General features: G+C 40.4%; 24 protein-coding genes and 2 riboswitches. Of the genes, 9 read left to right on the top strand and 15 right to left on the bottom strand.

Annotation, left to right across the window (positions count from 1 at the left end):
• Positions 1 to 58: 58 nt before the first annotated feature.
• The 3 genes from MHI20_RS00550 to motB all read left to right on the top strand — a co-directional run bounded on the left by MHI20_RS00550 (position 59) and on the right by motB (position 4,282).
• The gene (locus tag MHI20_RS00550) at positions 59 to 2,164 is read left to right on the top strand and encodes an ATP-dependent Clp protease ATP-binding subunit (RefSeq protein WP_061418800.1); all 2,106 of its coding nucleotides are present in this window, start codon (positions 59 to 61) and stop codon (positions 2,162 to 2,164) included.
• A 563-nt stretch (positions 2,165 to 2,727) separates the two neighbouring features.
• On the top strand, positions 2,728 to 3,522 hold the full coding sequence (gene motA / locus MHI20_RS00545) for a flagellar motor stator protein MotA (protein WP_008346088.1): 795 nt from the start codon (positions 2,728 to 2,730) through the stop codon (positions 3,520 to 3,522).
• The gene (motB, locus tag MHI20_RS00540) at positions 3,515 to 4,282 is read left to right on the top strand and encodes a flagellar motor protein MotB (protein ID WP_024719648.1); all 768 of its coding nucleotides are present in this window, start codon (positions 3,515 to 3,517) and stop codon (positions 4,280 to 4,282) included. Before motA ends, motB begins: the two co-directional genes overlap by 8 nt.
• A 186-nt stretch (positions 4,283 to 4,468) precedes the next feature.
• Here motB and MHI20_RS00535 read toward each other — a convergent pair whose 3' ends face one another.
• Positions 4,469 to 4,924 (bottom strand): MarR family winged helix-turn-helix transcriptional regulator, encoded by a 456-nt coding sequence (locus MHI20_RS00535; protein WP_003211701.1) that lies wholly within the window; start codon positions 4,922 to 4,924, stop codon positions 4,469 to 4,471.
• 204 nt (positions 4,925 to 5,128) lie between these two features.
• On the opposite strand from MHI20_RS00535, the gene MHI20_RS00530 reads away from it, so the two are divergent.
• On the top strand, positions 5,129 to 6,628 hold the full coding sequence (locus MHI20_RS00530) for an ATP-binding protein (protein ID WP_340936259.1): 1,500 nt from the start codon (positions 5,129 to 5,131) through the stop codon (positions 6,626 to 6,628).
• A gap of 51 nt (positions 6,629 to 6,679) precedes the next feature.
• Here the strand turns inward: MHI20_RS00530 and MHI20_RS00525 are convergent, their stop codons facing one another.
• The 6 genes from MHI20_RS00525 to MHI20_RS00500 form a co-directional block, all read right to left on the bottom strand.
• The gene (locus tag MHI20_RS00525; protein ID WP_008346101.1) at positions 6,680 to 6,922 is read right to left on the bottom strand and encodes an aspartyl-phosphate phosphatase Spo0E family protein; all 243 of its coding nucleotides are present in this window, start codon (positions 6,920 to 6,922) and stop codon (positions 6,680 to 6,682) included.
• A 301-nt stretch (positions 6,923 to 7,223) separates the two neighbouring features.
• A complete protein-coding gene (locus tag MHI20_RS00520; protein WP_024719646.1) occupies positions 7,224 to 7,754 on the bottom strand; it encodes a 1,2-dihydroxy-3-keto-5-methylthiopentene dioxygenase in 531 nt (176 codons plus the stop codon).
• Between the two features lie 16 nt (positions 7,755 to 7,770).
• Positions 7,771 to 8,403 (bottom strand): methylthioribulose 1-phosphate dehydratase, encoded by a 633-nt coding sequence (locus MHI20_RS00515; protein ID WP_340936258.1) that lies wholly within the window; start codon positions 8,401 to 8,403, stop codon positions 7,771 to 7,773.
• Positions 8,367 to 9,062 carry a 2-hydroxy-3-keto-5-methylthiopentenyl-1-phosphate phosphatase gene (locus MHI20_RS00510; protein WP_340936256.1) on the bottom strand — a complete coding sequence of 232 codons (696 nt, stop codon included), beginning with the start codon at positions 9,060 to 9,062 and terminating at the stop codon, positions 8,367 to 8,369. Before MHI20_RS00510 ends, MHI20_RS00515 begins: the two co-directional genes overlap by 37 nt.
• Entirely contained in the window at positions 9,063 to 10,280 is a 1,218-nt protein-coding gene (gene mtnW / locus MHI20_RS00505) for a 2,3-diketo-5-methylthiopentyl-1-phosphate enolase (protein ID WP_340936255.1), read from the bottom strand.
• A gap of 99 nt (positions 10,281 to 10,379) precedes the next feature.
• A riboswitch (SAM riboswitch) is annotated at positions 10,380 to 10,481 on the bottom strand.
• 44 nt (positions 10,482 to 10,525) lie between these two features.
• A complete protein-coding gene (locus MHI20_RS00500) occupies positions 10,526 to 11,716 on the bottom strand; it encodes a pyridoxal phosphate-dependent aminotransferase (protein WP_268361423.1) in 1,191 nt (396 codons plus the stop codon).
• Between the two features lie 164 nt (positions 11,717 to 11,880).
• A riboswitch (SAM riboswitch) is annotated at positions 11,881 to 12,038 on the top strand.
• 80 nt (positions 12,039 to 12,118) lie between these two features.
• On the opposite strand from MHI20_RS00500, the gene mtnK reads away from it, so the two are divergent.
• Together mtnK and mtnA are read left to right on the top strand one after the other, a co-directional pair.
• Positions 12,119 to 13,312, top strand: a complete 1,194-nt coding sequence (gene mtnK, locus MHI20_RS00495; RefSeq protein WP_045034961.1) for an S-methyl-5-thioribose kinase — start codon at positions 12,119 to 12,121, stop codon at positions 13,310 to 13,312.
• Positions 13,313 to 13,318: 6 nt separating this feature from the next.
• Positions 13,319 to 14,380: an S-methyl-5-thioribose-1-phosphate isomerase gene (mtnA, locus tag MHI20_RS00490; RefSeq protein ID WP_017367119.1), complete on the top strand. Its 1,062-nt coding sequence runs from the start codon at positions 13,319 to 13,321 to the stop codon at positions 14,378 to 14,380.
• 24 nt (positions 14,381 to 14,404) lie between these two features.
• Here the strand turns inward: mtnA and MHI20_RS00485 are convergent, their stop codons facing one another.
• The 3 genes from MHI20_RS00485 to MHI20_RS00475 form a co-directional block, all read right to left on the bottom strand.
• Positions 14,405 to 14,539 carry a hypothetical protein gene (locus MHI20_RS00485; RefSeq protein ID WP_017359454.1) on the bottom strand — a complete coding sequence of 45 codons (135 nt, stop codon included), beginning with the start codon at positions 14,537 to 14,539 and terminating at the stop codon, positions 14,405 to 14,407.
• 89 nt (positions 14,540 to 14,628) lie between these two features.
• Positions 14,629 to 15,120: a methylated-DNA--[protein]-cysteine S-methyltransferase gene (locus MHI20_RS00480; protein WP_041507397.1), complete on the bottom strand. Its 492-nt coding sequence runs from the start codon at positions 15,118 to 15,120 to the stop codon at positions 14,629 to 14,631.
• A 1-nt stretch (position 15,121) separates the two neighbouring features.
• A complete protein-coding gene (locus tag MHI20_RS00475) occupies positions 15,122 to 17,317 on the bottom strand; it encodes a PAS domain-containing sensor histidine kinase (protein WP_041507398.1) in 2,196 nt (731 codons plus the stop codon).
• 293 nt (positions 17,318 to 17,610) lie between these two features.
• On the opposite strand from MHI20_RS00475, the gene MHI20_RS00470 reads away from it, so the two are divergent.
• Positions 17,611 to 18,630 (top strand): acyltransferase family protein, encoded by a 1,020-nt coding sequence (locus MHI20_RS00470; protein ID WP_017367116.1) that lies wholly within the window; start codon positions 17,611 to 17,613, stop codon positions 18,628 to 18,630.
• Positions 18,631 to 18,662: 32 nt separating this feature from the next.
• Here MHI20_RS00470 and MHI20_RS00465 read toward each other — a convergent pair whose 3' ends face one another.
• The 5 genes from MHI20_RS00465 to htpX form a co-directional block, all read right to left on the bottom strand.
• Positions 18,663 to 18,845 (bottom strand): hypothetical protein, encoded by a 183-nt coding sequence (locus tag MHI20_RS00465; RefSeq protein WP_008346122.1) that lies wholly within the window; start codon positions 18,843 to 18,845, stop codon positions 18,663 to 18,665.
• Positions 18,838 to 19,002, bottom strand: a complete 165-nt coding sequence (locus MHI20_RS00460) for a hypothetical protein (RefSeq protein WP_017367114.1) — start codon at positions 19,000 to 19,002, stop codon at positions 18,838 to 18,840. The genes MHI20_RS00465 and MHI20_RS00460 overlap by 8 nt, the downstream gene beginning before the upstream one ends.
• Entirely contained in the window at positions 18,999 to 19,526 is a 528-nt protein-coding gene (locus tag MHI20_RS00455; RefSeq protein ID WP_045034960.1) for a DUF421 domain-containing protein, read from the bottom strand. The genes MHI20_RS00460 and MHI20_RS00455 overlap by 4 nt, the downstream gene beginning before the upstream one ends.
• A 297-nt stretch (positions 19,527 to 19,823) precedes the next feature.
• Positions 19,824 to 21,170 (bottom strand): TrkH family potassium uptake protein, encoded by a 1,347-nt coding sequence (locus tag MHI20_RS00450; RefSeq protein WP_007498761.1) that lies wholly within the window; start codon positions 21,168 to 21,170, stop codon positions 19,824 to 19,826.
• A 143-nt stretch (positions 21,171 to 21,313) separates the two neighbouring features.
• On the bottom strand, positions 21,314 to 22,213 hold the full coding sequence (htpX, locus tag MHI20_RS00445) for a protease HtpX (protein WP_008346130.1): 900 nt from the start codon (positions 22,211 to 22,213) through the stop codon (positions 21,314 to 21,316).
• A gap of 279 nt (positions 22,214 to 22,492) precedes the next feature.
• Between htpX and MHI20_RS00440 the strand changes: the two genes are divergently transcribed.
• On the top strand, positions 22,493 to 23,209 hold the full coding sequence (locus MHI20_RS00440) for a DUF1836 domain-containing protein (protein ID WP_045034959.1): 717 nt from the start codon (positions 22,493 to 22,495) through the stop codon (positions 23,207 to 23,209).
• Between the two features lie 124 nt (positions 23,210 to 23,333).
• Complete coding sequence (locus MHI20_RS00435; protein WP_008346135.1) at positions 23,334 to 23,528, top strand: alpha/beta-type small acid-soluble spore protein; 195 nt, start codon at positions 23,334 to 23,336, stop codon at positions 23,526 to 23,528.
• The last annotated feature ends 29 nt before the right edge of the window (positions 23,529 to 23,557 follow it).

Below are 23,557 nucleotides of genomic sequence, written 5' to 3'. Positions count from 1 at the left end.
TTATTTAACATTCATTGGTCAAATAAAGTCAAACTTTATTTTAAGGAGGTCATGGCTCATGCGTTGTCAACATTGTCAAGTAAATGAAGCAACTATTCGCCTGAATATGCAAGTAAATTCGTCCCGTAGCCAAATGGTTTTATGTGAAGACTGCTATACCTCTTTGATGGAACAGTCAAAAATGAAAATGGGTCCTAACCTGTTCGGAGGCGGTTCATTCTTCTCTGAGCAAGCAGGACATGCGACGAGCCAAGAGCGGCCTAAACAAAAAGGCTTACTCGATGAGCTTGGCCGGAACTTAACGGATGGCGCACATGCTGGTTTAATCGATCCTGTCATTGGCCGTGATGAAGAAGTCACAAGAGTCATTGAGATTTTAAATAGAAGAAATAAAAACAATCCTGTCCTCATTGGTGAACCTGGTGTTGGTAAAACGGCCATAGCCGAAGGACTAGCACTAAAAATTGCAAATGGAGATGTACCAAATAAATTAAAGAACAAACAAGTTTATTTATTAGATGTCTCTTCACTTGTGGCAAACACAGGTATACGTGGTCAATTTGAGGAACGGATGAAGCAATTAATCAAAGAATTGCAAAGCCGTAAAAATATCATCTTATTCGTTGATGAAATTCATCTTCTTGTAGGCGCAGGCTCTGCCGAAGGGTCAATGGATGCCGGAAACATTTTGAAACCAGCTCTAGCTCGAGGGGAACTGCAGCTAGTAGGTGCGACAACATTAAAAGAGTATCGTCAGATTGAAAAAGATGCTGCCCTTGAACGCAGGTTCCAGCCTGTCATCGTTGATGAGCCAACACAGGATGAAGCATTCGAGATCTTAAAAGGCATTCAAGATAAGTATGAAGCCTATCATGGCGTCACCTATTCTGACGAAGCCATTAAAGCGTGTGTTCAATTATCTTCGCGGTATATTCAAGACCGCCACTTGCCAGATAAAGCCATTGATTTAATGGATGAAGCAGGTTCAAAAGCGAATCTCTCCATTGATGCAGCAAGTGAAGATGAATTAACAAACCGTCTTGCGCAAATTGCCGCTGAAAAACAAGCCGCTTTAAATGAAGAACGCTATGAAAAAGCAGCAAAACTTCGAGACGAAGAAGAAGCGATTGAAGCGAGATTGCAAAACAAAACAAATGACAAAGAACATGTCGTCACAGCTGAGGACATTCAGTCGATTGTAGAACAAAAAACAGGTATCCCTGTCGGCAAACTACAAGCAGACGAACAAACAAAAATGAAAGAAATTGATGTCCGCTTAAAAGCCCGCGTCATTGGTCAGGAACATGCGGTTGAAAAAGTGGCGAAAGCCGTAAAAAGAAGCAGAGCCGGCTTAAAATCAAAACATAGACCAACTGGCTCCTTCCTATTCGTTGGGCCAACAGGCGTCGGGAAAACCGAATTGTCTAAAACATTAGCGGAAGAATTATTTGGCTCAAAAGAAGCGATCATTCGTTTAGATATGAGTGAGTACATGGAGAAACACTCCGTGTCCAAAATCATCGGTTCTCCTCCTGGTTACGTTGGACATGATGAAGCCGGACAGCTCACGGAAAAGGTTCGCAGAAAACCATACAGCATCATTTTGCTCGATGAAATCGAAAAAGCGCACCCTGATGTCCAGCATATGTTCCTTCAAATCATGGAAGATGGCCGGCTAACAGACAGCCAAGGCAGAACCGTCAGCTTTAAAGACACAGTCATCATTATGACAAGTAACGCTGGCAGCACAGATAAAAAAGCAGTCAAAGTCGGATTCCAGTCTGAACAAGAAGAAGCCATCGAAGAACAATCATTGATTGATTCACTGAGCGCTTATTTCAAACCGGAATTCTTGAACCGTTTTGACAGCATCATTCAGTTTGATTCATTAGATAAAGACGATTTAGTCAAAATTGTGGATCTTCTGCTCAAAGATTTGTCAGAGCAGTTAAAAGAACAAAATCTAACTGTTCACGTCACAAACGAAGCGAAAGAAAAAATCGCTGAACTTGGTTATCATCCAGCATTTGGGGCTCGTCCGTTACGAAGAACGATTCAAGAGCATGTTGAGGATCAAATGACGGACATCTTGCTTGAAGAAGAACAACTTACTGGATTTACAGTCGATGTTGAACATGACGAAATTGTTGTGAAAAAGAGCTAAGTACATCCTAAGGAGGATCTTCAGCTCCATCATGTTGCAGTGTCTAAATTCCATCTGAGCGCCGACGCTCCCCCGCCTCTTTTCCTTTACGATAAAAGAAAAAGAGGTGGATCACATGGATCACATGACCAATTGGAACTACGATTTGATCAAAATCATACATGAAGAAAAATTAAAAGAATTGCTCTTAGATGAAACAGCTCAAAAAAGATGAAGTTTCCAGATTGTTGACAAAGGGCTAAAATGAACTTGATTTTAACCCTTTGTCTTCTTTTCAGCGTGATAGAAAACCTTTGCAGCCCTAGGAAGGACGAGTACTGGCGCGGAGCGAATTTGGCATTCGTGAGCACCAGAGCGCAGGACTGACAAAGAATGCGAGGGTTTGTCTACACGCTGAAAACTCCCTTTTATATGAGGGAGTTTCTTTTTTTGCGGCTTTCAGAAAGCGCTTTCGTCAAAATTTCTTCACATAAACTGTCTTAATTTTATATTCTGACTAAAACCCTTCTAGAAGACACCGATATTAACTATAGAAAAAGATAGTTAAAGGATTTGGTGAGATAATGGACAAAACATCGTTAATTGGTATTATTTTAGCATTTATTGCACTGAGTGTCGGTATGGTTTTGAAAGGTGTGAGTCTAACCGCTCTTATCAACCCGGCGGCTATATTGATCATTGTGGTTGGGACAATTTCAGCTGTTGTCATTGCCTTCCCATCTAGTGAAATTAAGAAAACACCAAAATTATTCGGCAAAATTTTCAAAGATAGCAAGCTTCCAACGATACAAGAAATGATTCCTCTATTTTCAAACTGGGCACAAATTGCTCGTCGTGAAGGTCTTTTGGCATTAGAGGCAAATCTTGAGGAAGTCGATGACGATTTTCTAAAGAACGGCTTAAGCATGGCAGTTGACGGTCAAAGTGCTGAATTTATTCGCGACGTCTTAACTGAAGAAGTCGATGCTATGTCGGAGAGACATCAGTCAGGCGCATTAATCTTTACACAAGCTGGTACATACGCTCCGACTCTAGGGGTACTTGGTGCCGTTGTCGGACTTATTGCCGCACTTGCAAACATGGGAGACATTGAAGCACTTGGACATGCGATTAGTGCTGCCTTCGTCGCCACACTGCTTGGGATTTTTACAGGGTATGTGTTGTGGCATCCATTTGCCAACAAGCTGAAGCGTAAATCAAAGGAAGAAGTAAAGCTTCGCCTCATTATGATTGAAGGGATTCTTTCTGTCCTTGAAGGCCAGTCTCCAAAGGTCATTGAGCAAAAACTTCTGATGTACTTACCAGCAAAAGAACGTGCAAATCTTGTCATTGAAGAAGGAGAAAAACAGAATGGCTAGGAAACGTAAAAAACATGATCATGAAGACCATGTAGATGAGTCTTGGCTGATCCCTTACGCCGATCTTCTTACGCTTCTTCTCGCCCTCTTCATTGTGCTGTTTGCATCTAGCTCCATTGATGCGGCAAAATATGAACAGATGGCTAAATCGTTTAATGTTGTCTTTACTGGCGGCACTGGCGTAATGGACCAATCAAGCATGCAGAGCACCGAAGAAACAGAAAACAGCAATCAAACCAAAAAATCAGCAGAAGATGAAGAAGAAGAAGCAAAAGCGAAAGCTCGTGACCAAGCGGTATTAACAAAGGTTAAAAAGCAAGTAGATTCATTCATTGCGGATAAAAAACTTGGTTCGAAGCTTGAAACAAAGCTGACGGATGAAGGTCTGCTTATTACAATTGAAGACAGCATCTTCTTTGATTCTGGGCGAGCGGTGATCCGCTCGCAGGATGTTCCGTTAGCCAAAGAAATATCCAAGCTGCTCGTCATTAACCCTGCTCGTGACATCGTCATTAGCGGACATACAGATAACGTTCCGATTCGGAATTCTGAATTTGAATCCAACTGGTATTTAAGCGCCATTCGTGCGGTCAACTTTTTAAATATTCTCCTTGAAAACAGCAACCTAGACCAAGAGAACTTTAGCACAAAAGGTTACGGTGAATTTAAACCGATTGCCTCTAACGATACCGCAGAAGGCAGAAGTAAAAACAGACGCGTCGAAGTTCTTATTTTGCCAATTGAGAAAAAAGCTAAATAAATAGGAAGCCAGCAGCTTCCTTTCAGATCATGACAAAGGGCTAAAATGATGTTTATTTTAGTCCTTTGTTTTTCTTATGAGCGCGATTGAAAGCGCTTGTCGTTTATCGGTGCGCAGGACTGACACCATATGCGAGGATTAGTCTACATACTAAAAAGGAAGCCAACGGCTTCCTTTTTTATGTGTTTATTCTTTATGATCATATAAATGCTTGGCACGCAGTCCTACATGTTTGAGCATATCGATGCAGGCATCCTTTTCCTCTTCACTAAGCACACTGATCATCTCGTGAATCTCTTTTGCATGATCTGGGAAGATGTCATCAAGTAAAGCTCTTCCCTGCTCCGTAATATGTGCAAATGTCACCCTGCGGTCTTCTGCACAAGCTTTCCGGCTAAGGAGTTCTTTTTTCTCCAATTTATCAACCACATACGTGATGCTTCCGCTTGCGAGTAAGATCTTATCACCTATTTGCTGAAGCGGCTGATCACCTTTATGATACAGCAATTCTAATACAGCAAATTCAGTCGGATTCAGACCGTGCTTCACAATATGTTTGTTCATGTGGTGATTAATGGAGCGATAGGCACGTGATAGTACAATAAATAATTTCAAAGATTTCTCAACATTATGATTTTCCATTTTTTATCATCCTTTATGAAATGCAACCCACTAATGTGACATTAATAAACAATAAGTAAAATGTCAACATGTTGAACCATTTTTTGCATGAAAAAGAGACCAGAACGAATCACCTAATTTTTTAAAAATCTCACAAGTCATCGTAATAAAGATAGGTTCAATGCTATAATAAGTCTATTAGGTAATACGTTGGAGCGATGAATCATGAGTATACTGAAAGGGTTTTGGAAGAAGATCAAGCTTTACCTTATTTTGGTCGTAATTCCAACCCTCATCATTAGTTATTTTATCTACGAAAAAGAAACTGAGAAAATTGATGTAAAAAACAAACAAACCGCTACACTTATGTTAAATATTCACAAAAACCAAATGAATTATTTAATCAGTGAAACAGAAGCAAGATTAACTTCCCTTGCCATGGGATTTGACCAGCCGCTTGAAACGAAAAGAGTACAAAACATCCTAGAGAAAATCTATAAACAAGAACCTCGTTTTTCAGGCCTGTATCTCCTAGACCAAAAAGGAAATGTCACAGCCAGCACCACACCATTAAAGGAAAAAATCAACCTGTCATTTAGAGATTACTTTAAACGTATTCAAGTCACAAAACAGACCGTCATCACAGATAACTATGTAAGCCGCATTACTAAGCAGCGGATTCTCTCCATTTGTGTCCCTGTTTTGAATGAAAACGACGAAGTCACAGATGTGCTAGTCGCTGCGATTCAAATTGATTATTTAAGAAATATTATGAATGTATTAAACCCAGAGCTTCATTTTAAGATGCTGAATCAAAATGGAGACGTTGTGTTTACAAGTGGTCCACAGCCAGCATCCGAAAGTGATAGCACCGTGTCTACATATTTAGATGAAAACAGCTGGAAGCTGGAGGTTTTTCCGCAGCGTGCCACAACAAGTGAAGTCCTGTCTGTGATGCTGTTTCCTTTATCCAGTGCATTTATTCTCTTAAATATCTTATTCACACTCGTCCAATATAACATTTTAAGACGACAAACCCAGCAGGAACGCCACCAAAATGAAGCACAAAAGCTTGAACTCATTGGAACACTTGCGGCAAGTACAGCGCATGAAATTCGCAATCCATTAACAGGCATTAGCGGGTTTATTCAACTTTTGCAAAAGAAGTATCGTTCAGAAGAGGATCAGCTTTATTTTTCTGTCATCGAGGAAGAAATTAAACGGATTAACCAAATCGTCAGTGAGTTTCTTGTGCTAGGAAAACCAACGGCTGAAAAGTGGCAAAATAATTCTGTGAAGGAAATTGTGAGTGAGATCATGCCCATTGTATTTTCTGAGGCGAACCTTTATAATGTCGAGGTTGATTTGCAAATCAATACCATTCAAGATGTTGGCGTGTATTGCACGAAGGATCACATTAAACAAGTGGTATTGAATGTAGCGAAAAACTCGTTAGAAGCGATGCCAAATGGCGGTCATTTGAAGATTGTCATTGAGGCTGAAAAAGAACAGGTCATCATAAAAGTGAAAGATACAGGTGAAGGTATACCAGAAGAGATGCTGAAACATATCTTCCTCCCTTTTATTACGTCGAAGGAAAAAGGAACAGGTCTTGGGCTTGTTGTGTGTAAACGAATCATTTCGATGTATGGGGGGACAATCGATATCGAGAGCGAAGTGAACAAAGGAACAACCGTAATCATCATGCTCCCTGCTGCACACTAATAGCTGAAGCATTCATCCGGTTTTGCTAATGGCAAGACCGGTTTTTTGATGTCAATAAGAAGGACGATTGACAGAAAGGAGACTCATTTGTGATACAAGATCATGAAAGGAAGCAACAGATTGTTGTTCATGAAAAAGAAGATACTGATACTCATTCATCAGGTTGTCCAGTTCTTGACTATATTTAATTGTCGTCTCACCTGTATAGCCTTCTACTTGAGCAGCTTCTACCATTTGTCTTCTCTTTTCATCAATTGACATTAATAACTGTTCTTTCCGTACATAAATATTCATGATCTCAGCTCCCGCTATGAATTCGTCTGTCTACGCTCTAAATGATCCGACACCAAAATTATACTTTATTTGTAAATTAAATTAAATATGCTTATTTTATTTAATTTTTTACAGCCTAAAGACCTTTTACCCAATGAATTCTGGGGGTAAACTTCAAAATTGGACAGGATTGACACATTGATTAAACAGAATTTTATCCTATGCAGAAGACCAAAATCAACTATTTTCTCTCTCATTTTATGTCTATTTTCCTAAAAAAAAACTGATCTTCCGCCTCATGCGAAATGATCAGCTCCCACTATTAAACCGTTTCTTCTTCGTAAATTGGCACCCAGCCCTCAGTTGTGACAAATATGCGAACTGCGACGACTTGACGATCTTCTTGAAGTGTAAAGTAGTGACGAATATTCGGAGGCACAGAAATTAAATCACCTGGATTCAGTCTCACATCAAAAAAGACGCCGTCTTTGCCTTGAATGGCAAAGATTCCATGACCGCTCACGATAAATCTGACTTCATCATCCGTATGATGATGCTCACGTTTAAAGTTTTGAAGCAGTTCATCCAGGTTAGGGGTCGCATCTGATAATGAAATCACATCCTGCGCTTTGTATCCTCTTCGCTCGGAAATACTCTTTATTTCCTCTTGAAACACAGTTAAAATTTCTTCCTTTTCATCATCTGTTAAATCGTACTTTTCTGATAACTGTTTTGGTAGTTTTTCAATATCCCAATGTTCATAAATGACCCCTTGCTGTTCTAAATACGCCTGGACCTCTTGTTCGTTCTCAAGTAACGTGTTCTCTTCATTATGAATGTAAATGGTCGCCATGTGTTTTTCCTCCTTTTTATTTAACAAGCTGCTTTTGATAAAGCGCTACTTTCAAATGATAGGTAAATAAAAATTCATAAGCCTCTAAGACTCGTTTGGCTTCAAATGCGGTTTTCCCCCAAACGGTGATGCCATGATTACGAATGAGTACAGCACCAGCATCGTCCGTCAGGTGCACTGCAAATTGCTCTGCAAGGTGCGGAATATGAGCTGGGTTTTCAATAATAGGAACAGCAACTTCTGCATCCTCTTCCCAATAACCAAGCGCTTTAATGATTTCATTACCTTTAAAACGAACTTCTCCTTTATCGCCATACAGCTCAGAAATGACATTGTTATCGATCGTGTGGACGTGAAGACAACATCCTGCTTTCGTCCGCTCATAAACGTATGTGTGAAGCAGTGTTTCAGCTGATGGCCTGAGCGGCTCATTCGGATGAACCGGCTGACCTGCTGCATCAACAAGAACAAAATCTTCATCGGTTTCTTTTCGTTTATCTTTGCCGCTTGCCGTCACCAAAAACGTGATGGGATCATCTGACACTTTTATCGATAAATTGCCACTCGTTCCGTAAAACCAGTCTCTTTGTGCCAATTCGCGTTTGACGTCTGCTAGTTCCTTCCAGCGTTTACTCTTCTCTTCTGCCATTCCTTCACTTCCTTTATTTGATCAAATTGCGCTTTTAGATCAACAAATGTTTCATACTCTTTATGTACGAGCCCTAGCTCTTTACATTCGTTCAGTAAATAATCACGCGCAAACGTGAGATCCGCATGTTTCGCTGCCTCAATATCAGTCACTGAATCACCAATCATGATAATAAAATCATCTTCCTGCGTCAGCTCTCGAATAATGGAAGGCTTGCAGCAGCCACAGCCATTTTGGCATTCTGAATCACAGGCATGCGGCCATTCAATTTGAATATGGTCTTCTTTAAATGATGCATGGTTACAATAAATATTCTCTTGTTCGACAATCCCTTCAAGGATGGGATAGACAAAAAAGTCCATACCGCCGCTGAGTACATAGAAAGGAATGTCTGCTTTTTTGACATCATCGACAAACTGTTCAAATCCTTCACGAATCTCTGTATCCTCTAAAATAAATGACCGAATGGCTTCTTTCTGATCACTCGTCAGTAACTGAAACATCTGCCCGACGCCTTCTTGGATCGTGATCTCTTTTGCTAGAACACCATCCTTCCATTTCGTCCATTCTTTTGGAGCAAACTGCTTCATGATGCGAATGATATTATCATTTTTCGTAATCGTGCCATCAAAATCACAACATACAATTGGTTTTTTCATTTATTCTGCTACCCTTCCCCAAAGATCAAGTGCTGCTTGTAAATCTTGACAAGTTGATGCTTTTTCTTCGATAGACTCTTTTTTGATCACCGCATCAATGATCGAACGAAAGGCTTTCCCTCCTCCAATTGCTCCCCGCGGATGTCCGTGAATTCCCCCGCCTGCATTAATGACATGATCAAGTCCAAAATCTTTGATTAAGATCGGCACCATTCCCGGGTGAATGCCTGCTGAAGGGACAGGAAATGTTTGTTGAACTGTATCCTCTTTCACACATGCTTCGAAAATGCCAATGGCATCTTTTTTCGGAAGGGCGACTGATCCATAAGGAGAGGGAAAAAGACTTAAATCAGCACCAGCATATCGATTTAATTTGCCTAAAAGAAGAGAATGCGAGAATCCATAGTCTGGAGATGATGTCATTGCACCGCTCACTGCCGGATGTGCCATGATCGGCAATGGGATCTCTGGATCTTCAGCCAAGCTTTGCATGACATCAAGTCCATAGGCAAAAACGTTGAATAAAAGCGCATCAGCCCCGAGTTCGGCTGCCTTTCTTGCTCGATCTTTCAAATCAAAAGTTCTACCAGTTAAATTAACAGCATAAAGCGTGCGATGTCCTGTCTCTTCATATGTTTCTTTTAATATCTTTTTTCCTTCCTTGATTCGATCTTCAAAAGGGGCTAATGGGCTTTCAAATAAAATCTCATCATCTTTGATGAAGTCTACTCCACCTAAAGCCTGTAAGCGGAGCTGTTCTTTTAAATCCTCCATATCACGACCGATCACGCCTTTAAATATACTCATCAATAGCGGCCGATCAAACACGCCTACTTTCTTTCGTATCCCCTCAATGCCAAATACCGGTCCTGGCAGACAGCTTTTAAACCTTTCCGAAAATTCGATATCAACGAGCTTTACTTTCCCATCCAGTGAAAGCTTTCCAAAAATCGTCGTCAACACCGCTGGTATATCAGCTGAAAAGTTCGCCTCAGGATAAGCAATGGTCACCTCTGATTGATACAGACCACCAATTGAGGGAGACTGTTCTTTTACGCTCACCACACGGCCTTTATGTTTTTTCAGCTGCTCCTTTTTGAGCTGCGGCAAGTCCGTCCATGACCCGACCGTTAACCCAAGTGCGATCTGCTCTGCTTTTCGGTCTATTTGTTCATCCTCTCGATGTGTTAGTACGTATGTTGCCAGTAGTTCACTCACTAGGAATCCCCTTTCGATTGCGTCCTGTATATGGTCAATAAAAAAACCTCTTTAAGTGCTTGATCAGCGCGTTAAAGAGGTTTCGTCTCATTCATCCGAATCTTATCTCTCAGCGCTTGCTGCAAGAATTAGCACCGTGCTTCATGGAAGTCGGTTGCCGGGCTTCATTGGGCTAGTCCCTCTGCCTACTCTTGATAAGAATATTCAATTTTCTTAAATATTGCCTGAATTATCGCACCATTTTTTTACGTTGTCAATGGCTTTTTTTCAAATAACTGCAAGGCAGCGATACGATCAGCGGCTTCCTTTAGCCGCTCCTCACTTGTTAAAAGCCCGACTCTGACGTAGCCTTCACCATGAGCACCAAAGCCATTCCCCGGTGCCACAACAACATGTGCTTTTTCTAATAATACATCAGAAAAAGTTTCCGATGTATACCCTTCAGGCACCTTTAACCAAGCAAAAAATGAGCCCTTTGGCGCACTGACGTCCCAGCCAATCTCTTTGCATGCAGCAATCCAAGTGTTTCGTCTTTTTTCGTACCGATCATTTTGTACTTGTACGCACGTTTGATCGCTTAAAAGTGCTTCTGCTGCTGCATCTTGAGTTGCTTTAAACAGTGACACAAACAGGTGATCCTGATAAAGCTCAATGGCTTCGATAACAGAGGCATTCCCTGCTGCAAAACCGACTCTCCAACCAGCCATATTATACGTTTTGGACAATGTATAGATTTCAATACCTGTCTCTTTTGCTCCGTCTATTTGCAGGAAACTAAGGGGCTTTTCGCCGTCAAATCCTATGCCGCCATATGCAAAATCATGGACTACACACATCTTATTTTCATTCGCAAACGCAACAGTATCTTCAAAAAATGTCCGGGTTGCAGTCGCACCAGTCGGATTATTTGGGTAATTTAAGTACATCAACTTTGCTTGATTCTTATCCTGCTCTGACAATTGGTGGTAGTCAGGTAAAAAATCATTTTGTTCAAGAAGAGGCATTGTGACCATGCGAGCTCCGGCAAGCACAGCGCCTGACCAGTAATCAGGATATCCTGGGTCTGGAACAAGCAGCGTATCACCTGGATTCAGTAAGCATTGCGGCAATTCGACTAGTCCCGCTTTCCCTCCAAATAAGATGGCAATCTCTGTCTTTGGGTCAAGCGTGACGCCATATTCTCTTTCATAAAAAGCAGCTGCAGCTTTTTTTAGTTTCGCTGTCCCGCGGAATGAGGAGTATTGATGATTTTCAGGTTTTGCTACCGCTTCCTGCATCGCTTTCACAATATGTGGAGGAGTGGGCTGATCAGGATTTCCTTGACCTAAATTAATCACATCTGCCCCTTCCTGCACTTTTTTCTGTACTTTTTGTACAAGCGACGCAAAAAATTGTTTCGGTAAATGTTTCAATACATCCGATTGCTGGAATTCCATTTTTTCACCTTCTATTCAAGTTACATGACAATACAATCACTGTAATGGATTGTTTTATGAATTGTAAAGCAATTTTGAAAAAAGATTGACATGTGAACTGCAGCTCTGATAATATCTAGAATTAAGAAATGCAAGCAGACATGAAACAATTACATATTGATTTCTCTTATCGAGAGTTGGGCGAGGGATTTGGCCTTTTGACCCCAACAGCAACCGACCGTTAATACCACTGTGAAGTGGGGCGCAGCAAGTACAGCGCCAAGACAATTGTCTTATAGGGCACGGTGCTAATTCCATCAGACGTATGTGCTGAGAGATAAGAGAGGCTTCGAGCATACACGCCATCAAGCCTCTTTCTCTCAGGAGAAAGAGGCTTTTTTATATGATTTGGAGGGGAAGCAATTGGTTACACTTACGGCATCATATGAAGAATTAACAGAAAGTTCGGCAGTTGCACTTGCCATTAGACTTGGATTGATTCAGGAGAGCAGTCATTTAACATGCACTGAAATCGGTGACGGAAATTTAAATTACGTCTTTCATATTTATGATCACAAACAAGCAAAAGGACTGATTATCAAACAGGCCCTTCCTTACGCAAAAGTCGTTGGAGAAAGCTGGCCGCTGACATTAGATCGTGCAAGAATTGAAAGTGCAGCACTCATCAAGCAGTCAGAGTATGCACCTCATCTTGTACCAGCCGTCTATTATTCGGATACAGCTCTTGCAGTGACGGCAATGGAGGATCTATCACACCTTGAAATCGTCAGAAAAGGGCTAATTGCCGGAAAACATTATCCGTATTTATCAGATCATGTCGGAGAATTTTTAGGCAAAACACTATTTTACACGTCTGACTTTGCCACAAATCCTAAAATCAAAAAACAATTCGTGAAGCAGTTTACGAATCCTGATCTTTGTGACATTACAGAAAAACTCGTTTTCACAGATCCTTTCTTTGACAGCGAGACGAATGACTTCGAAGAGGAATTAAGAGAAGAGGCACAAGCACTATGGGCTGATCTTGAACTGCAAGCAAAAGCTGCCGAATTGAAACGGATCTTCTTAACCTCTGCTGAAACACTGGTACATGGAGATCTTCATACAGGCAGTATTTTTGCAAACGAAACAGAAACGAAAATCATTGATCCAGAGTTCGCTTTTTACGGTCCTTTCGGATTCGATATCGGTCACTTTATTGCCAATCTGTTCATAAATGCTTTATCTCATGAGAATGAACAGGATCAGCAGCACCTTTTTGATCATGTCGTCAATGTGTGGGCAACATTCAAAGAAGTGTTCACAAAAGCATGGAAAGAAGACAGTATTGAAGCGTTTAGTGTATCGGACAGCTTTTTAGAAACAACGTTTGACCGTATTTTAAAAGAAGCCACCGGCTTTGCTGGCTGTGAGCTTGTTCGCCGAACCATCGGTCTTGCGCATGCGGCTGATCTCGATGCGATTCCATCACATTCTAGAAGGCTTCAGCAGAAAAAAGCAGCACTTACACTAGGAAAAACATTGATCAAACAATATCAAGCAGTGGAAACAGCGTCTGACCTCGTCGCATTATTCCAGCAAACTGTAAAGGAGTGACGAGTTTTGTCTAAAGAATTTGAAGTTCCCCGTTCCGTCGAATGGGAAGAAAACCGTATCAACATTTTGAATCAGCAAAAATTACCCGCTGAAACCGTGTTTGAGCATTTATATACAAAAGAAGATGTGTATGATGCCATTGTGACGCTAAAAGTGCGCGGAGCACCTGCTATTGGCATTACAGCGGCTTTTGGGCTCGCACTCAGTGCACAAGAGATTGATACAGAAGACATTGATCTCTTTAAGCGAGAAGTCGCTCGCCTGAAAGAATATTTAAACAGTGCTCGTCCAACCGCTGTGAATCTTGCCTGGGCATTAGACCGGCTTTATCAGCGCATTGAGCGTGCTGCTTCGGTGAATGCAGCCAAAACTGATCTTGTCCATGAAGCCATTCAAATTCAAATCGAAGATGAAGAAACATGTCGGCAAATCGGTCAAAATGCTCTTCAGCTCTTTAAATCTGGTGATCGAATTATGACCATTTGTAACGCAGGCTCCATTGCCACAAGCCGTTACGGAACAGCGCTTGCACCCTTTTATTTAGCGAAAAAGAAAAACCTCGATCTTCACATTTACGCATGTGAAACACGTCCTGTCCTTCAAGGCGCTCGTCTGACGACATGGGAATTGATGCAGGGCGGCGTAGATGTGACGCTTATCACGGATAATATGGCAGCCCATACGATGAAAGAAAAACAAATTTCTGCCGTTATTGTTGGTGCAGATCGAATCGCTAGAAACGGTGATACAGCAAATAAAATTGGAACGTTAAGTCTGGCTATTTTAGCTAAACACTTTCAAATTCCATTTTTTGTGGCTGCGCCTCTTTCGACCTTTGATGTGTCAACTCAGGATGGGTCAGATATTCCGATTGAAGAACGCGACCCACAGGAAGTAAAGGAATTAAACGGCATCCAAATTGCGCCTCCTGACGTGCAGGTATTTAACCCTGCCTTTGATGTTACTCCTCATCATCTCATTTCCGGAATCATTACAGAAAAAGGCATCATCACTTCCAACTATACAGAAGAGATTGATGCACTATTCACTGAAAGCGTGTCACTTTAATCAAACAAAAGCGCGGGGTTCTTATCATTTAAGAGCACCGCGCTTTTTTGTTTCGTTCGTTTTTGCTAATATTTCTTTTTTCTGTTCTTCTGTCAACACGTTCATTTTGACACATAGTGATGTGACGGCGTACATTTTATCTTTTTTGCCCCATAACATGTTAGCAGCCTCCTTTTTCCCTAGACCAACTTTTTTAGCTTAATAAAAGGATATGTCGCTCGCTAAACATTTGGAACAGGTCAATTTATTTATTTTTGAACAAATGGGATGCCTTCTAATTCTAACAGGATCGCTTTCATCCCTGTCTTCGTCCCTGCATAACCCGTCAAAGTCCTGTCTTTTCCAATGACCCGGTGACACGGGATAAAAATAGGCAACGCATTGCGTCTATTAGCTTGTCCAATGGCTCTGACAGCCTTTGGATTGCCGATCGCTTCTGCAATATCAGCATAGCTTTTTGATTCACCATACGGAATAGCAGAAAGTTCCTCCCACACTTGCTCTTGAAACGGAGAGCCTGCTTGCTTGAGCGGGAGATCGAACACTTTCCGATCGCCCTTAAAATATTCATCCAGCTGTTTTTTCGCTTCTTTTAATACAGGCGTGTCTTCTTGTTTAAAACGGTCTCTCTGCTTTTTGACCAAAAACGATTCATCATCAAACTTCACTTCAATGATGGCACCATCTTTCTCTAGTATGTATAATGCCCCGATTGGTGCGGTATAGACTGTATAATACACATTAAAGCTCCCCTTCTTGTTTCTGCTGACGGAGTGGAAGCGTGAGATGGAACACTGTTCCGACCCCTTCTTCACTCTCAACTTCAATGGTTCCTTGATGCTCTTCAATAATTTTATAACTAACCATTAACCCAAGTCCAGTTCCTCTTTCTTTTGTTGTATAAAATGGTTCTCCGAGACGCTTTAGTTTATCCTCTGTCATGCCGCAGCCTTCATCACGAAGAGAAATGACAATGTGCTCCTCGCCCTTCCTTTGAATGCTCACGTATACATTTCCTTTCTGAGGCATTACTTCAATCGCATTTTTTAAAATGTTAATAAAGACTTGCTTCAATTGATTTTGTTCACAGTAGATGAGCGGAATATCATCCAGCACATTTAAGTGCATTTGCACATTGCCAAGATTGGCCTGTGCGTGAAGAAGATCCATTGTGTCTTTGACAATTTGCACGACATTTTTTTCTTCATAGATGATGGCCTGCGGTTTTGCTAAAATCAGAAATTCTGTAATAATGGATTCGATTCTTTTTAGCTCTGATGTGATGACATTAAAATAGAGCGAATACTCCCCTTCAATGTTTCCTTTGAGCAGCTGAATGAAGCCTTTTAAAGCCGTCATTGGATTTCTAATTTCATGGGCAATTCCAGCGGCAAGCTCTCCGACAACATGAAGCGTATCCGATTTTCTTACCCGCTCCTCTAATTCCTTGCGCTCAGTCACATCTCTAAAAATGGCCAAATTCATGTTATGAATAATATTTCGTTTAAAAGAAAACTCCAAAATACGTTGATCTGGATGGTTCAGCACAAATGGAACTTCATTGTCCATCTCATCTAATGACATCGCCTGAGCTGGCTGCGCCAAATTTTCAATTTGATATGGCGCAAGGATATGAAAAAGGTTCATTTCCGTTAAGTGATCATCTTTGAGGCCAAGTAGTTCACTTGCGGAAGGATTCACATCAATAATCCGGTATTGATTATCGAAAAGAACAATGCCATCCATAGAGCCATTAAATACTTTACGGAATTTGAGCTCACTTTCTCGCAGCTCCTCTTCCATTCGCTTTCTGTCACTGACATTCCGTAAAATGGTTAAGTGCTGTCCTTCTAATACCGCATGCTTAGAGGTGAACTCAAGCTCTTTGAATTGGCCATTCGCCATTCTAAAGAGGAGTTCTTCTCTGATTTCAAGATTCCTTATATACCGTCTTCTTGTCGGCCGGTATCTGCGATCAGATTTGACTAGAAAATCCATGAGTTTCTTGCCAATCAGCTGATGCATCGGTAATTCAAAAATTCGGCAGGCTGATTCATTTGCCCTGACAATTTCTCCATCATCCGCCCAAATGATGATGGCATCCATCGCATTTTCGAATATTTCTCTAAAACGTTCTTCACTTTTTAGCAGCTTTTCTTCCATTAATCTTTTTTCTGTAATATCACGCATGATGGACATGTAAAAACCACTCATCACATTGGATGTGATGGTCAGTTCGAATAATTTGTGCTGCCCAGATTGTAGGGTAACAGGAAGTTCTCCCTTTGCTTTCCCTGTTTCTTTCAATGAAGTTAAGAGCTGCTGGAGCGCTGGAAGGTTTTCTTCTTCAACAAATTCATTTAAGTAGCGGTCTGTTAAATCTGTTTTTTGAAGTTCAAAGCTCTGGCAAAAAGAGTGATTGGCGTCAATCATACAACCATCCTGATCAAAAATGACCATACCGTCAATCGCTCGATCAAATAAATCTTTAAACAGCTGCTCATTCATCGAACGTTCTCGCTCTAATATTTTCTTTGAAGAAATATCACGCATGACGACAATATATTGTTGATTCACCACGTCGTGCTCTGCTACAAATTCAATATATTTTGTCTCTCCATTTTCAAGTTGAATGGAGATCTCTCTTTTTAACGTTCCTTTTCGAAAAAAAATCTCAAGTGAGCAGTCAATTTTGTTTTTCGGGATGCCGTATAGGAAATCTAGAACGGATTTATTGAGGAGGTCTTCTTTCGGTGTTTGCACAAGCCTGCATGTCGCTTCATTGGCTTGGATAATGTTGAGGTGCTGATCAAATATAAAGATGGCATCTAACGTCTTATTTAACAGCATTTTGTGCTGTACCAATTCATTTCGCAAATATTCGTTCTCTTTTTCTAATTTTCTGATATTTTTCGCACCATCGAGCGTTTCAGTCATTCTCTTACACTCCTTTTCCAGCCTCATTCCTCTACAATATTTCTACAAGATTTTCATTGTTCCTTCATTCGACTCATAAAAAAAGAGAACTTTTTACACGAGGCTTGCTTCATTTGTTTCATTTGGATGACACGATTGTATAACGATTCTCTTTTCTTACGCTTCTTTTACAACCGTTCTACAATTTCACATCAAATAGCGAAATGAGCCAATTTGTATTTTAAAATGGGGCAAATGAGGGAACAGTGCACTTAGAACGTTTATGTTCGAAATGAAGCAGGAAAGGTGATGTTATGACGTCAACGAGAGACAGTTATTTTGATAATGCAAAATTTCTTCTGATTTTTCTAGTTGTTTTTGGTCATTTGTTACGGTCATTCATACATGATAATGACTGGATACTCTACTTATATAAATTTATTTATACATTCCATATGCCCGCTTTTATATTAGTGTCTGGCTTCTTTGCCAAAGGTTTTAGAAAACCAGGTTTTATGAAAAAAGTCGCAGTTAAGCTGATCATCCCATATTTGATTTTTCAGGTCATCTATTCTGTGTATTATTATTTCTTACAGGATCAAAGCATCTCTAACTTAAATCCGATTGATCCACAATGGTCTTTATGGTTTTTAATCAGTTTATTCTTTTGGAACTTACTACTCATTCCTTTTTCAAAACTGCCATTCCACTGGGCAATGATTGTTAGTTTATCGATGGCGTTACTTGTCGGTTACGTGGACAGCATTAGCGATACGCTCAGCCTATCTCGTACGTTTGTCTTTTTGCCGATGTTTTTAGCTGGCTTTTATTTAAAAAAGCAGCACTTTGAATTTATCCGAACAAGCAAAGGGAAACTGACTGCACTTCTTGTACTGATGGCCGTGTTCATGTTTTGCTATTTTTATGAATTCGATTATTCCTTTTTATTTGGGTCACAGTCTTACGCTTCTCTTGGAGATGAAGGACTCATTGCAGCTATGAAACGAATGGTATGGTATTTACTTGCATTTGCTGCTACCTTTAGTTTCTTTGCATTAGTCCCAACACGCCGGTTCTTCTTTACCAAATGGGGCACAAGAACGCTTTATGTCTATTTACTTCATGGCTTTGTGATTAAGCTTTTAAGAACGACTTGGTTTGATGATTGGGCTCTAAATACGGCAAGTGTATTGATTCTATTGCTGCTTACGGTTCTCTTAACCTTTACACTATCTAGCACATTTGTTAAAACTGTTGCACAACCAGTCATCGAGCTCAAAATGACCAGTCTGATGAGAACCATTACTGGCAGACAAAACAGTTATATTAAATAGAAAAAACGATCTCTTTGGATCGTTTTTTCTATTTATTTTTTGTTTTTCTGTTCAGTATGACATTCATCGTTTTTTTTAGGCTTCATTAAGGTATCAATCCATTTACTGCTGTTTATATCTCCCAGCTCGCTGCCAAATTCCTCTTCCAAGATATCGGGGTTCATCGGTTTTTTATGGTCTTTCATATCTTTACTTTTCACATGTTTTTTAGTCACGAGATGCTCCCCCCTGTTTACCTTGATGAGAATTTCGGTTCGCCTGGCGGTCTTCTGATTGCTCGTCAAATTGTGTTTGTCCTTGATCGTGTGCCATGCTTTCTGTAGGCGTCATATTATTCGTGAGTGCTTCATTTTTTGCTGCTTTTCTTTTCATTTGTCATCATTCCTTTTTAACATGTTTAGTTCTTCGCTCAATTGATCAAACAGCTCTTTCATTTGTTTGACTGTCACTGGTTTTTCCTCAGGCTTTAACTCATATCCAATTTGCCCATTCGCTTCTAGCGTTGCTTTTTTGAGACTGCTGATGTCTGTGATGCCCTGCTGCTTTAAGCGCATTTTGAATTCGTCCCTTGTCAGACGCGTTTTTTTCAGCTTGTGATCAAGCATTTCTCCATCCTCTAAAATCACCACAGACTTCCCTGAAACCAATTTTTCAAAGAAATCAAACCGAATTGACAGCTTTTCCATCACCACAAGTGCCACAATAAAGATGGTCGCTGCATAAATGGTTTCAAGTAAATTATGCTCAATGAAGGGTTGGATAATAATCGATCCAATTGAAATCATGATGACTGTCTGTTGAACCGTTAATTGACTAATGGATTTAGGTCCTGCTATTCTCAGCAGCAAGGTACCAACGAGTAGCATTACAATTGCTTTCCATAACACATCCAGCACGTCTCTTTCACCTCTTACCTATAGATTGCGAACATCCTTTGTGATTTAGCCAGTTATATAATGGAAATAAAAAAACCCGCATTCAGTAGGAATGCTGGTCTGATTGTTGATAAAGAGTTAAAATGATCTTTATTTTAGCTCTTCTTCTTTTCAGCGTGATAGAAAACCTTTGCAGTCTAGGAAAGTCGAGCACCGGAGCGGAGCGAATTCGACATTCGTGAGCACCGGAGCACAGATTTGACAACGAATGCGAGGGTTTGTCTACACGCTGAAACCAGCATTCAGTAGGAATACTGGTTAGCCGATGATCACACGCTCTTTCGGATAATGATAATTCGCTTCACTTTCCCGGCGGCCAATTAAATACAAGAAGCTTGGAATTCCAATCCGTCCTATAAACATGACGACCATAATAATACACTTACCAAATACGGACAAGTCAGACGTAATTCCGAGCGACAGTCCCGTTGTTCCGAAGGCAGAACAAACTTCAAATAAAGTTTCAAGAAGCGTATGATGGTCTGATAAAGTTAACAGAAACGTAGCACCAAACACTAAAATAAAGGCCATCATCGTCACCATGAGGGATTTATTAATATCCGCTTGATGAAGCTCTCTTTTAAAGATTTTAATGGACTTATTTCCTCTCGCAAAATGAAACAAAGCAAGTAAGTTAAGGGCAAACGTGGTTGTCCGAATTCCGCCCCCTACCGAGCTTGGAGATGCCCCGATAAACATCAACAAACATAAAAATAACAGTGTCGGCTCTGTCAATTGCGTAATATCTAATGTCGAAAGCCCGCCACTTCTAGTAGCTGTTGATTGAAACAAAGAATAAAACAAGATTTCATGCCAGCTCTTCCCTAGAAAAGTAAACCGGGCTTCAAGTGCATAAATCCCAATTGCCCCAACGACAACAAGGAGGCCAAACGTGATCGTTGTAATTTTCGTAAACAATGAAAACGATGCATGTTTTCGGTCTTGATTGAATAAATAATCCTTTACTTCGACAAGTACCGGAAAGCCAATAGCGCCAAAAATGATGAGCAGCATCGTGATAAATTGGACGAAATAGTCATCTTTATAAGGAATTAACGAATTCCCTGTAATATCAAAGCCTCCATTGGTTGTGGCACTGATACTAGAGAAAAATCCGTGTAAAAAAGCGCCTTGCACATCGTAATACTTTAGAAAATACATACTTAAAATCAGACCGCCTACAAACTCAATCAGCAAGATTAAATATAAGACCTGCTTCATGAGTTTTACGATACCTGATAAGTTGCTCTGGTTTTGGTCTGCCATAATTAATTTTCTTTCTTTAATGCCGATCCTTTTTCGCATAACCAGCCAGACGAATGTACCAAGGGTCATAATGCCGATACCCCCGATTTGCAAAACAAATGCAAGGATCCACATCCCGGTCACACTAAATGTTTGTGACGTATCGACAACAGTCAGACCCGTGACACTGACAGCACTCACAGCTGTAAACAGCGCATCAATAAATGTCCATTTGACTCCTTCTTGATGAGCCACTGGTAGACTGAGTAGTATGAACGACACGGTCACAGCAAGAAAATAATAAAGGGCAATCAACTGAAAAGCCGACAGCCGGTCGATTAGTTTTTTCATTGGATTCATGGTTATTCCTTCTTTTATCTTTCTTTTCGAATACTATATCATTTTAATGAAAAGAAAGAAGATTTTAAAGGTATTTTGTGCTTTATTTACTTTTTCATCAAAAAGAAAAAGACATCCTTACGCAGAATGTCTTTTGATCTTTCTTATTTTGCTTCTAGTCTTCTAATTCTTTCGTTTAAATCAGGGTGTGTTGAGAAAAGAGAAGCTTTTCTTTTACCACTGATTTTCAGTGTAGCAACAGCTGCTTGATCGTCATCTTTGATTCTTGATGTATACGCCTCTAGTGAACGAAGCGCATGAATCATTTTATCTTTTCCTGCAAGGTCCGCACCGCCGCGGTCTGCATGGAATTCGCGATGTCTAGAGTAAGCAAAAACGACAAGGCTTCCTAAGATAGAGAAAATTATTTGGAAGACGATCACAGCGATAAAGTGAACAATCGGCACAAGCTCTTCACGTGGAACGAAACGGCTTGCGATCCATGCCGCAATTCTTGAAAGGAAGACAACAAACGTGTTGACGATCCCTTGGAGTAACGTCATTGTAACCATGTCACCGTTCGCTACGTGAGCGACTTCGTGAGCGATAACCCCTTCAACTGCTGCATCATCCATTTCATGAAGCAATCCAGTTGATACGGCAACAAGCGATCTTCTTTTAGAAGGACCTGTCGCAAATGCATTTACTTCAGATGATTGGTAAATACCGACCTCAGGCATTTTAGAAAGGCCTGCTGCTCTTGATAGTCTGTGAACGCGGTCAACAAGCTGCTGCTCATCATATGTTAATGAATCCTTTTCTGGATTTAACACACGCACACCCATCATCATTTTTGCCATCCAGCGAGACATCGCTAGTGACATAAACGAGCCTACAAAACCAACAACTGCACTGAATACAAGAAGATAAAGGATATTAAGTCTTCCGTCTGCTCCTATATAAGAACCAACACCAGTTGCTGCACTAATAACCGATAGGACAATACCAATCGTAGTGATAACAAGAATGTTCGTTAATATAAACAGAAATATTCTTTTACCCATACATAACCTCCGCTGTCATATTAAGTTCATTTGAACTTATTAATAAAATTATAAAAATAAACGTCTCAAATTGCAAGGAAAAAGGAATCGTTTTCTATGTTTATCATACTGGCTAAAACCTCGTCATTTCAATGATTACGCTACTTGCATCCGCAAACAAGTGAACAAATTGTGACGCAGCGGTCCTATTTTAGTTTATTTTGCATTTTCATTAAAAAGAGATTATGATGTTGAATTAGATCAATAATCACGTTTTTGACGTACAAAATGAGGTGGAACATGGTGACTTTTAAATTAACGAGAATTGACATGACGAGACTTCTGTATTCTCTAAAAGGCGAGGGAGATCTGACTCCGCTTCAGCTTTTGAATTTATCTGTAAAAAGCGATAAGGAACATGAATATGATGAATTAAAAATCCCTTCGTTTTTTGAAAAACTCGAACGGCGGAAGCAAAAATCAGAGCACGGGCTTTCAACGAACGAAATCGTTGAGCTTGGCAACTTGTGTGAACTGACTTCACTTAAATCGACAGCCATTCAAAACTGGATCAAGCGCGATATTAAAGATATGATCGGCCATCCAGAGCTTGGCAAGAAGTACTCCATTGATCAAGTCGTTATTTTATTAATTGTCCGGGATTTAAAATCAGTATTTGATTTTGATTCTATTCGTACGATCTTATCTGCCTTATTTAATACGATCACAGATCGAACGGATGATATTATCAGCCCCATCCGTTTTTATGAAGCATATGCGCACGTCCTTGATTTTATTTATCACCATACACATTTCCCATTAAAGGAAACGAATTTACGAGAAATGACAGAAGAGCAAACGGACAAACTCCACGAAGAGTTTACAGAATTGACGAAGCCGCAATGGCATTTGATTAAAGGCATTATCAGTTCTACCGTTTTCTCCGTTTTCACTTCTCACTTGCAAAGCACAGCGCAAGAAATGATGTTGAATACGCTTCAGCTGAAAAAGGCTTAAAACTGAGCCCGAGGTGACTTTCATCACCTCGGCTTTTTTGTGCAGCAATTGCCAGCATAATTGCAGGCTGTTTTTTTCAAAATAAGAAGGCGCAACAAACATGAGGTGAAAGGAGGAATATGTGATGGCAAATCGAAATCAACTTCTTGTTCCTGGAGTAGAACAAGCTTTAGATCAATTTAAATACGAGATCGCTCAAGAATTTGGCGTGAATCTCGGTTCAGATACAGTCGCACGTTCAAACGGTTCTGTTGGCGGCGAGATGACAAAAAGACTCGTACAGCAGGCGCAATCTCAAATGGGCCATTCAACTAAATAAAGACATGGTGAAATACGCCGGATCTATTC

It is taken from the genome of Bacillus sp. FSL K6-1106, assembly GCF_038005245.1.
Lineage (GTDB): Bacteria > Bacillota > Bacilli > Bacillales > Bacillaceae > Bacillus > Bacillus altitudinis.
The sequence above is the reverse complement of the archived record's forward strand: the minus strand, read 5'-3'. Positions and strand labels throughout refer to the sequence as shown.

Excerpts from the sequence above, each read along its gene's own strand:
- MHI20_RS00500 (WP_268361423.1), bottom strand. The coding sequence starts at position 11,716 with ATGGAATTCCAGCAATCGGATGTATTGAAACATTTACCGAAACAATTT.
- MHI20_RS00520 (WP_024719646.1), bottom strand. The coding sequence starts at position 7,754 with ATGGCGACCATTTACATTCATAATGAAGAGAACACGTTACTTGAGAAC.
- htpX (WP_008346130.1), bottom strand. The coding sequence starts at position 22,213 with ATGGGTAAAAGAATATTTCTGTTTATATTAACGAACATTCTTGTTATC.
- MHI20_RS00550 (WP_061418800.1), top strand. The coding sequence starts at position 59 with ATGCGTTGTCAACATTGTCAAGTAAATGAAGCAACTATTCGCCTGAAT.
- MHI20_RS00450 (WP_007498761.1), bottom strand. The coding sequence starts at position 21,170 with ATGAATCCAATGAAAAAACTAATCGACCGGCTGTCGGCTTTTCAGTTG.
- MHI20_RS00510 (WP_340936256.1), bottom strand. The coding sequence starts at position 9,062 with ATGAAAAAACCAATTGTATGTTGTGATTTTGATGGCACGATTACGAAA.
- motB (WP_024719648.1), top strand. The coding sequence starts at position 3,515 with ATGGCTAGGAAACGTAAAAAACATGATCATGAAGACCATGTAGATGAG.
- motA (WP_008346088.1), top strand. The coding sequence starts at position 2,728 with ATGGACAAAACATCGTTAATTGGTATTATTTTAGCATTTATTGCACTG.
- MHI20_RS00435 (WP_008346135.1), top strand. The coding sequence starts at position 23,334 with ATGGCAAATCGAAATCAACTTCTTGTTCCTGGAGTAGAACAAGCTTTA.
- MHI20_RS00535 (WP_003211701.1), bottom strand. The coding sequence starts at position 4,924 with ATGGAAAATCATAATGTTGAGAAATCTTTGAAATTATTTATTGTACTA.
- MHI20_RS00525 (WP_008346101.1), bottom strand. The coding sequence starts at position 6,922 with ATGAATATTTATGTACGGAAAGAACAGTTATTAATGTCAATTGATGAA.
- MHI20_RS00460 (WP_017367114.1), bottom strand. The coding sequence starts at position 19,002 with ATGAAAAGAAAAGCAGCAAAAAATGAAGCACTCACGAATAATATGACG.
- MHI20_RS00485 (WP_017359454.1), bottom strand. The coding sequence starts at position 14,539 with ATGTTATGGGGCAAAAAAGATAAAATGTACGCCGTCACATCACTATGT.
- MHI20_RS00530 (WP_340936259.1), top strand. The coding sequence starts at position 5,129 with ATGAGTATACTGAAAGGGTTTTGGAAGAAGATCAAGCTTTACCTTATT.
- MHI20_RS00440 (WP_045034959.1), top strand. The coding sequence starts at position 22,493 with ATGGTGACTTTTAAATTAACGAGAATTGACATGACGAGACTTCTGTAT.
- MHI20_RS00475 (WP_041507398.1), bottom strand. The coding sequence starts at position 17,317 with ATGACTGAAACGCTCGATGGTGCGAAAAATATCAGAAAATTAGAAAAA.
- MHI20_RS00515 (WP_340936258.1), bottom strand. The coding sequence starts at position 8,403 with ATGGCAGAAGAGAAGAGTAAACGCTGGAAGGAACTAGCAGACGTCAAA.
- MHI20_RS00470 (WP_017367116.1), top strand. The coding sequence starts at position 17,611 with ATGACGTCAACGAGAGACAGTTATTTTGATAATGCAAAATTTCTTCTG.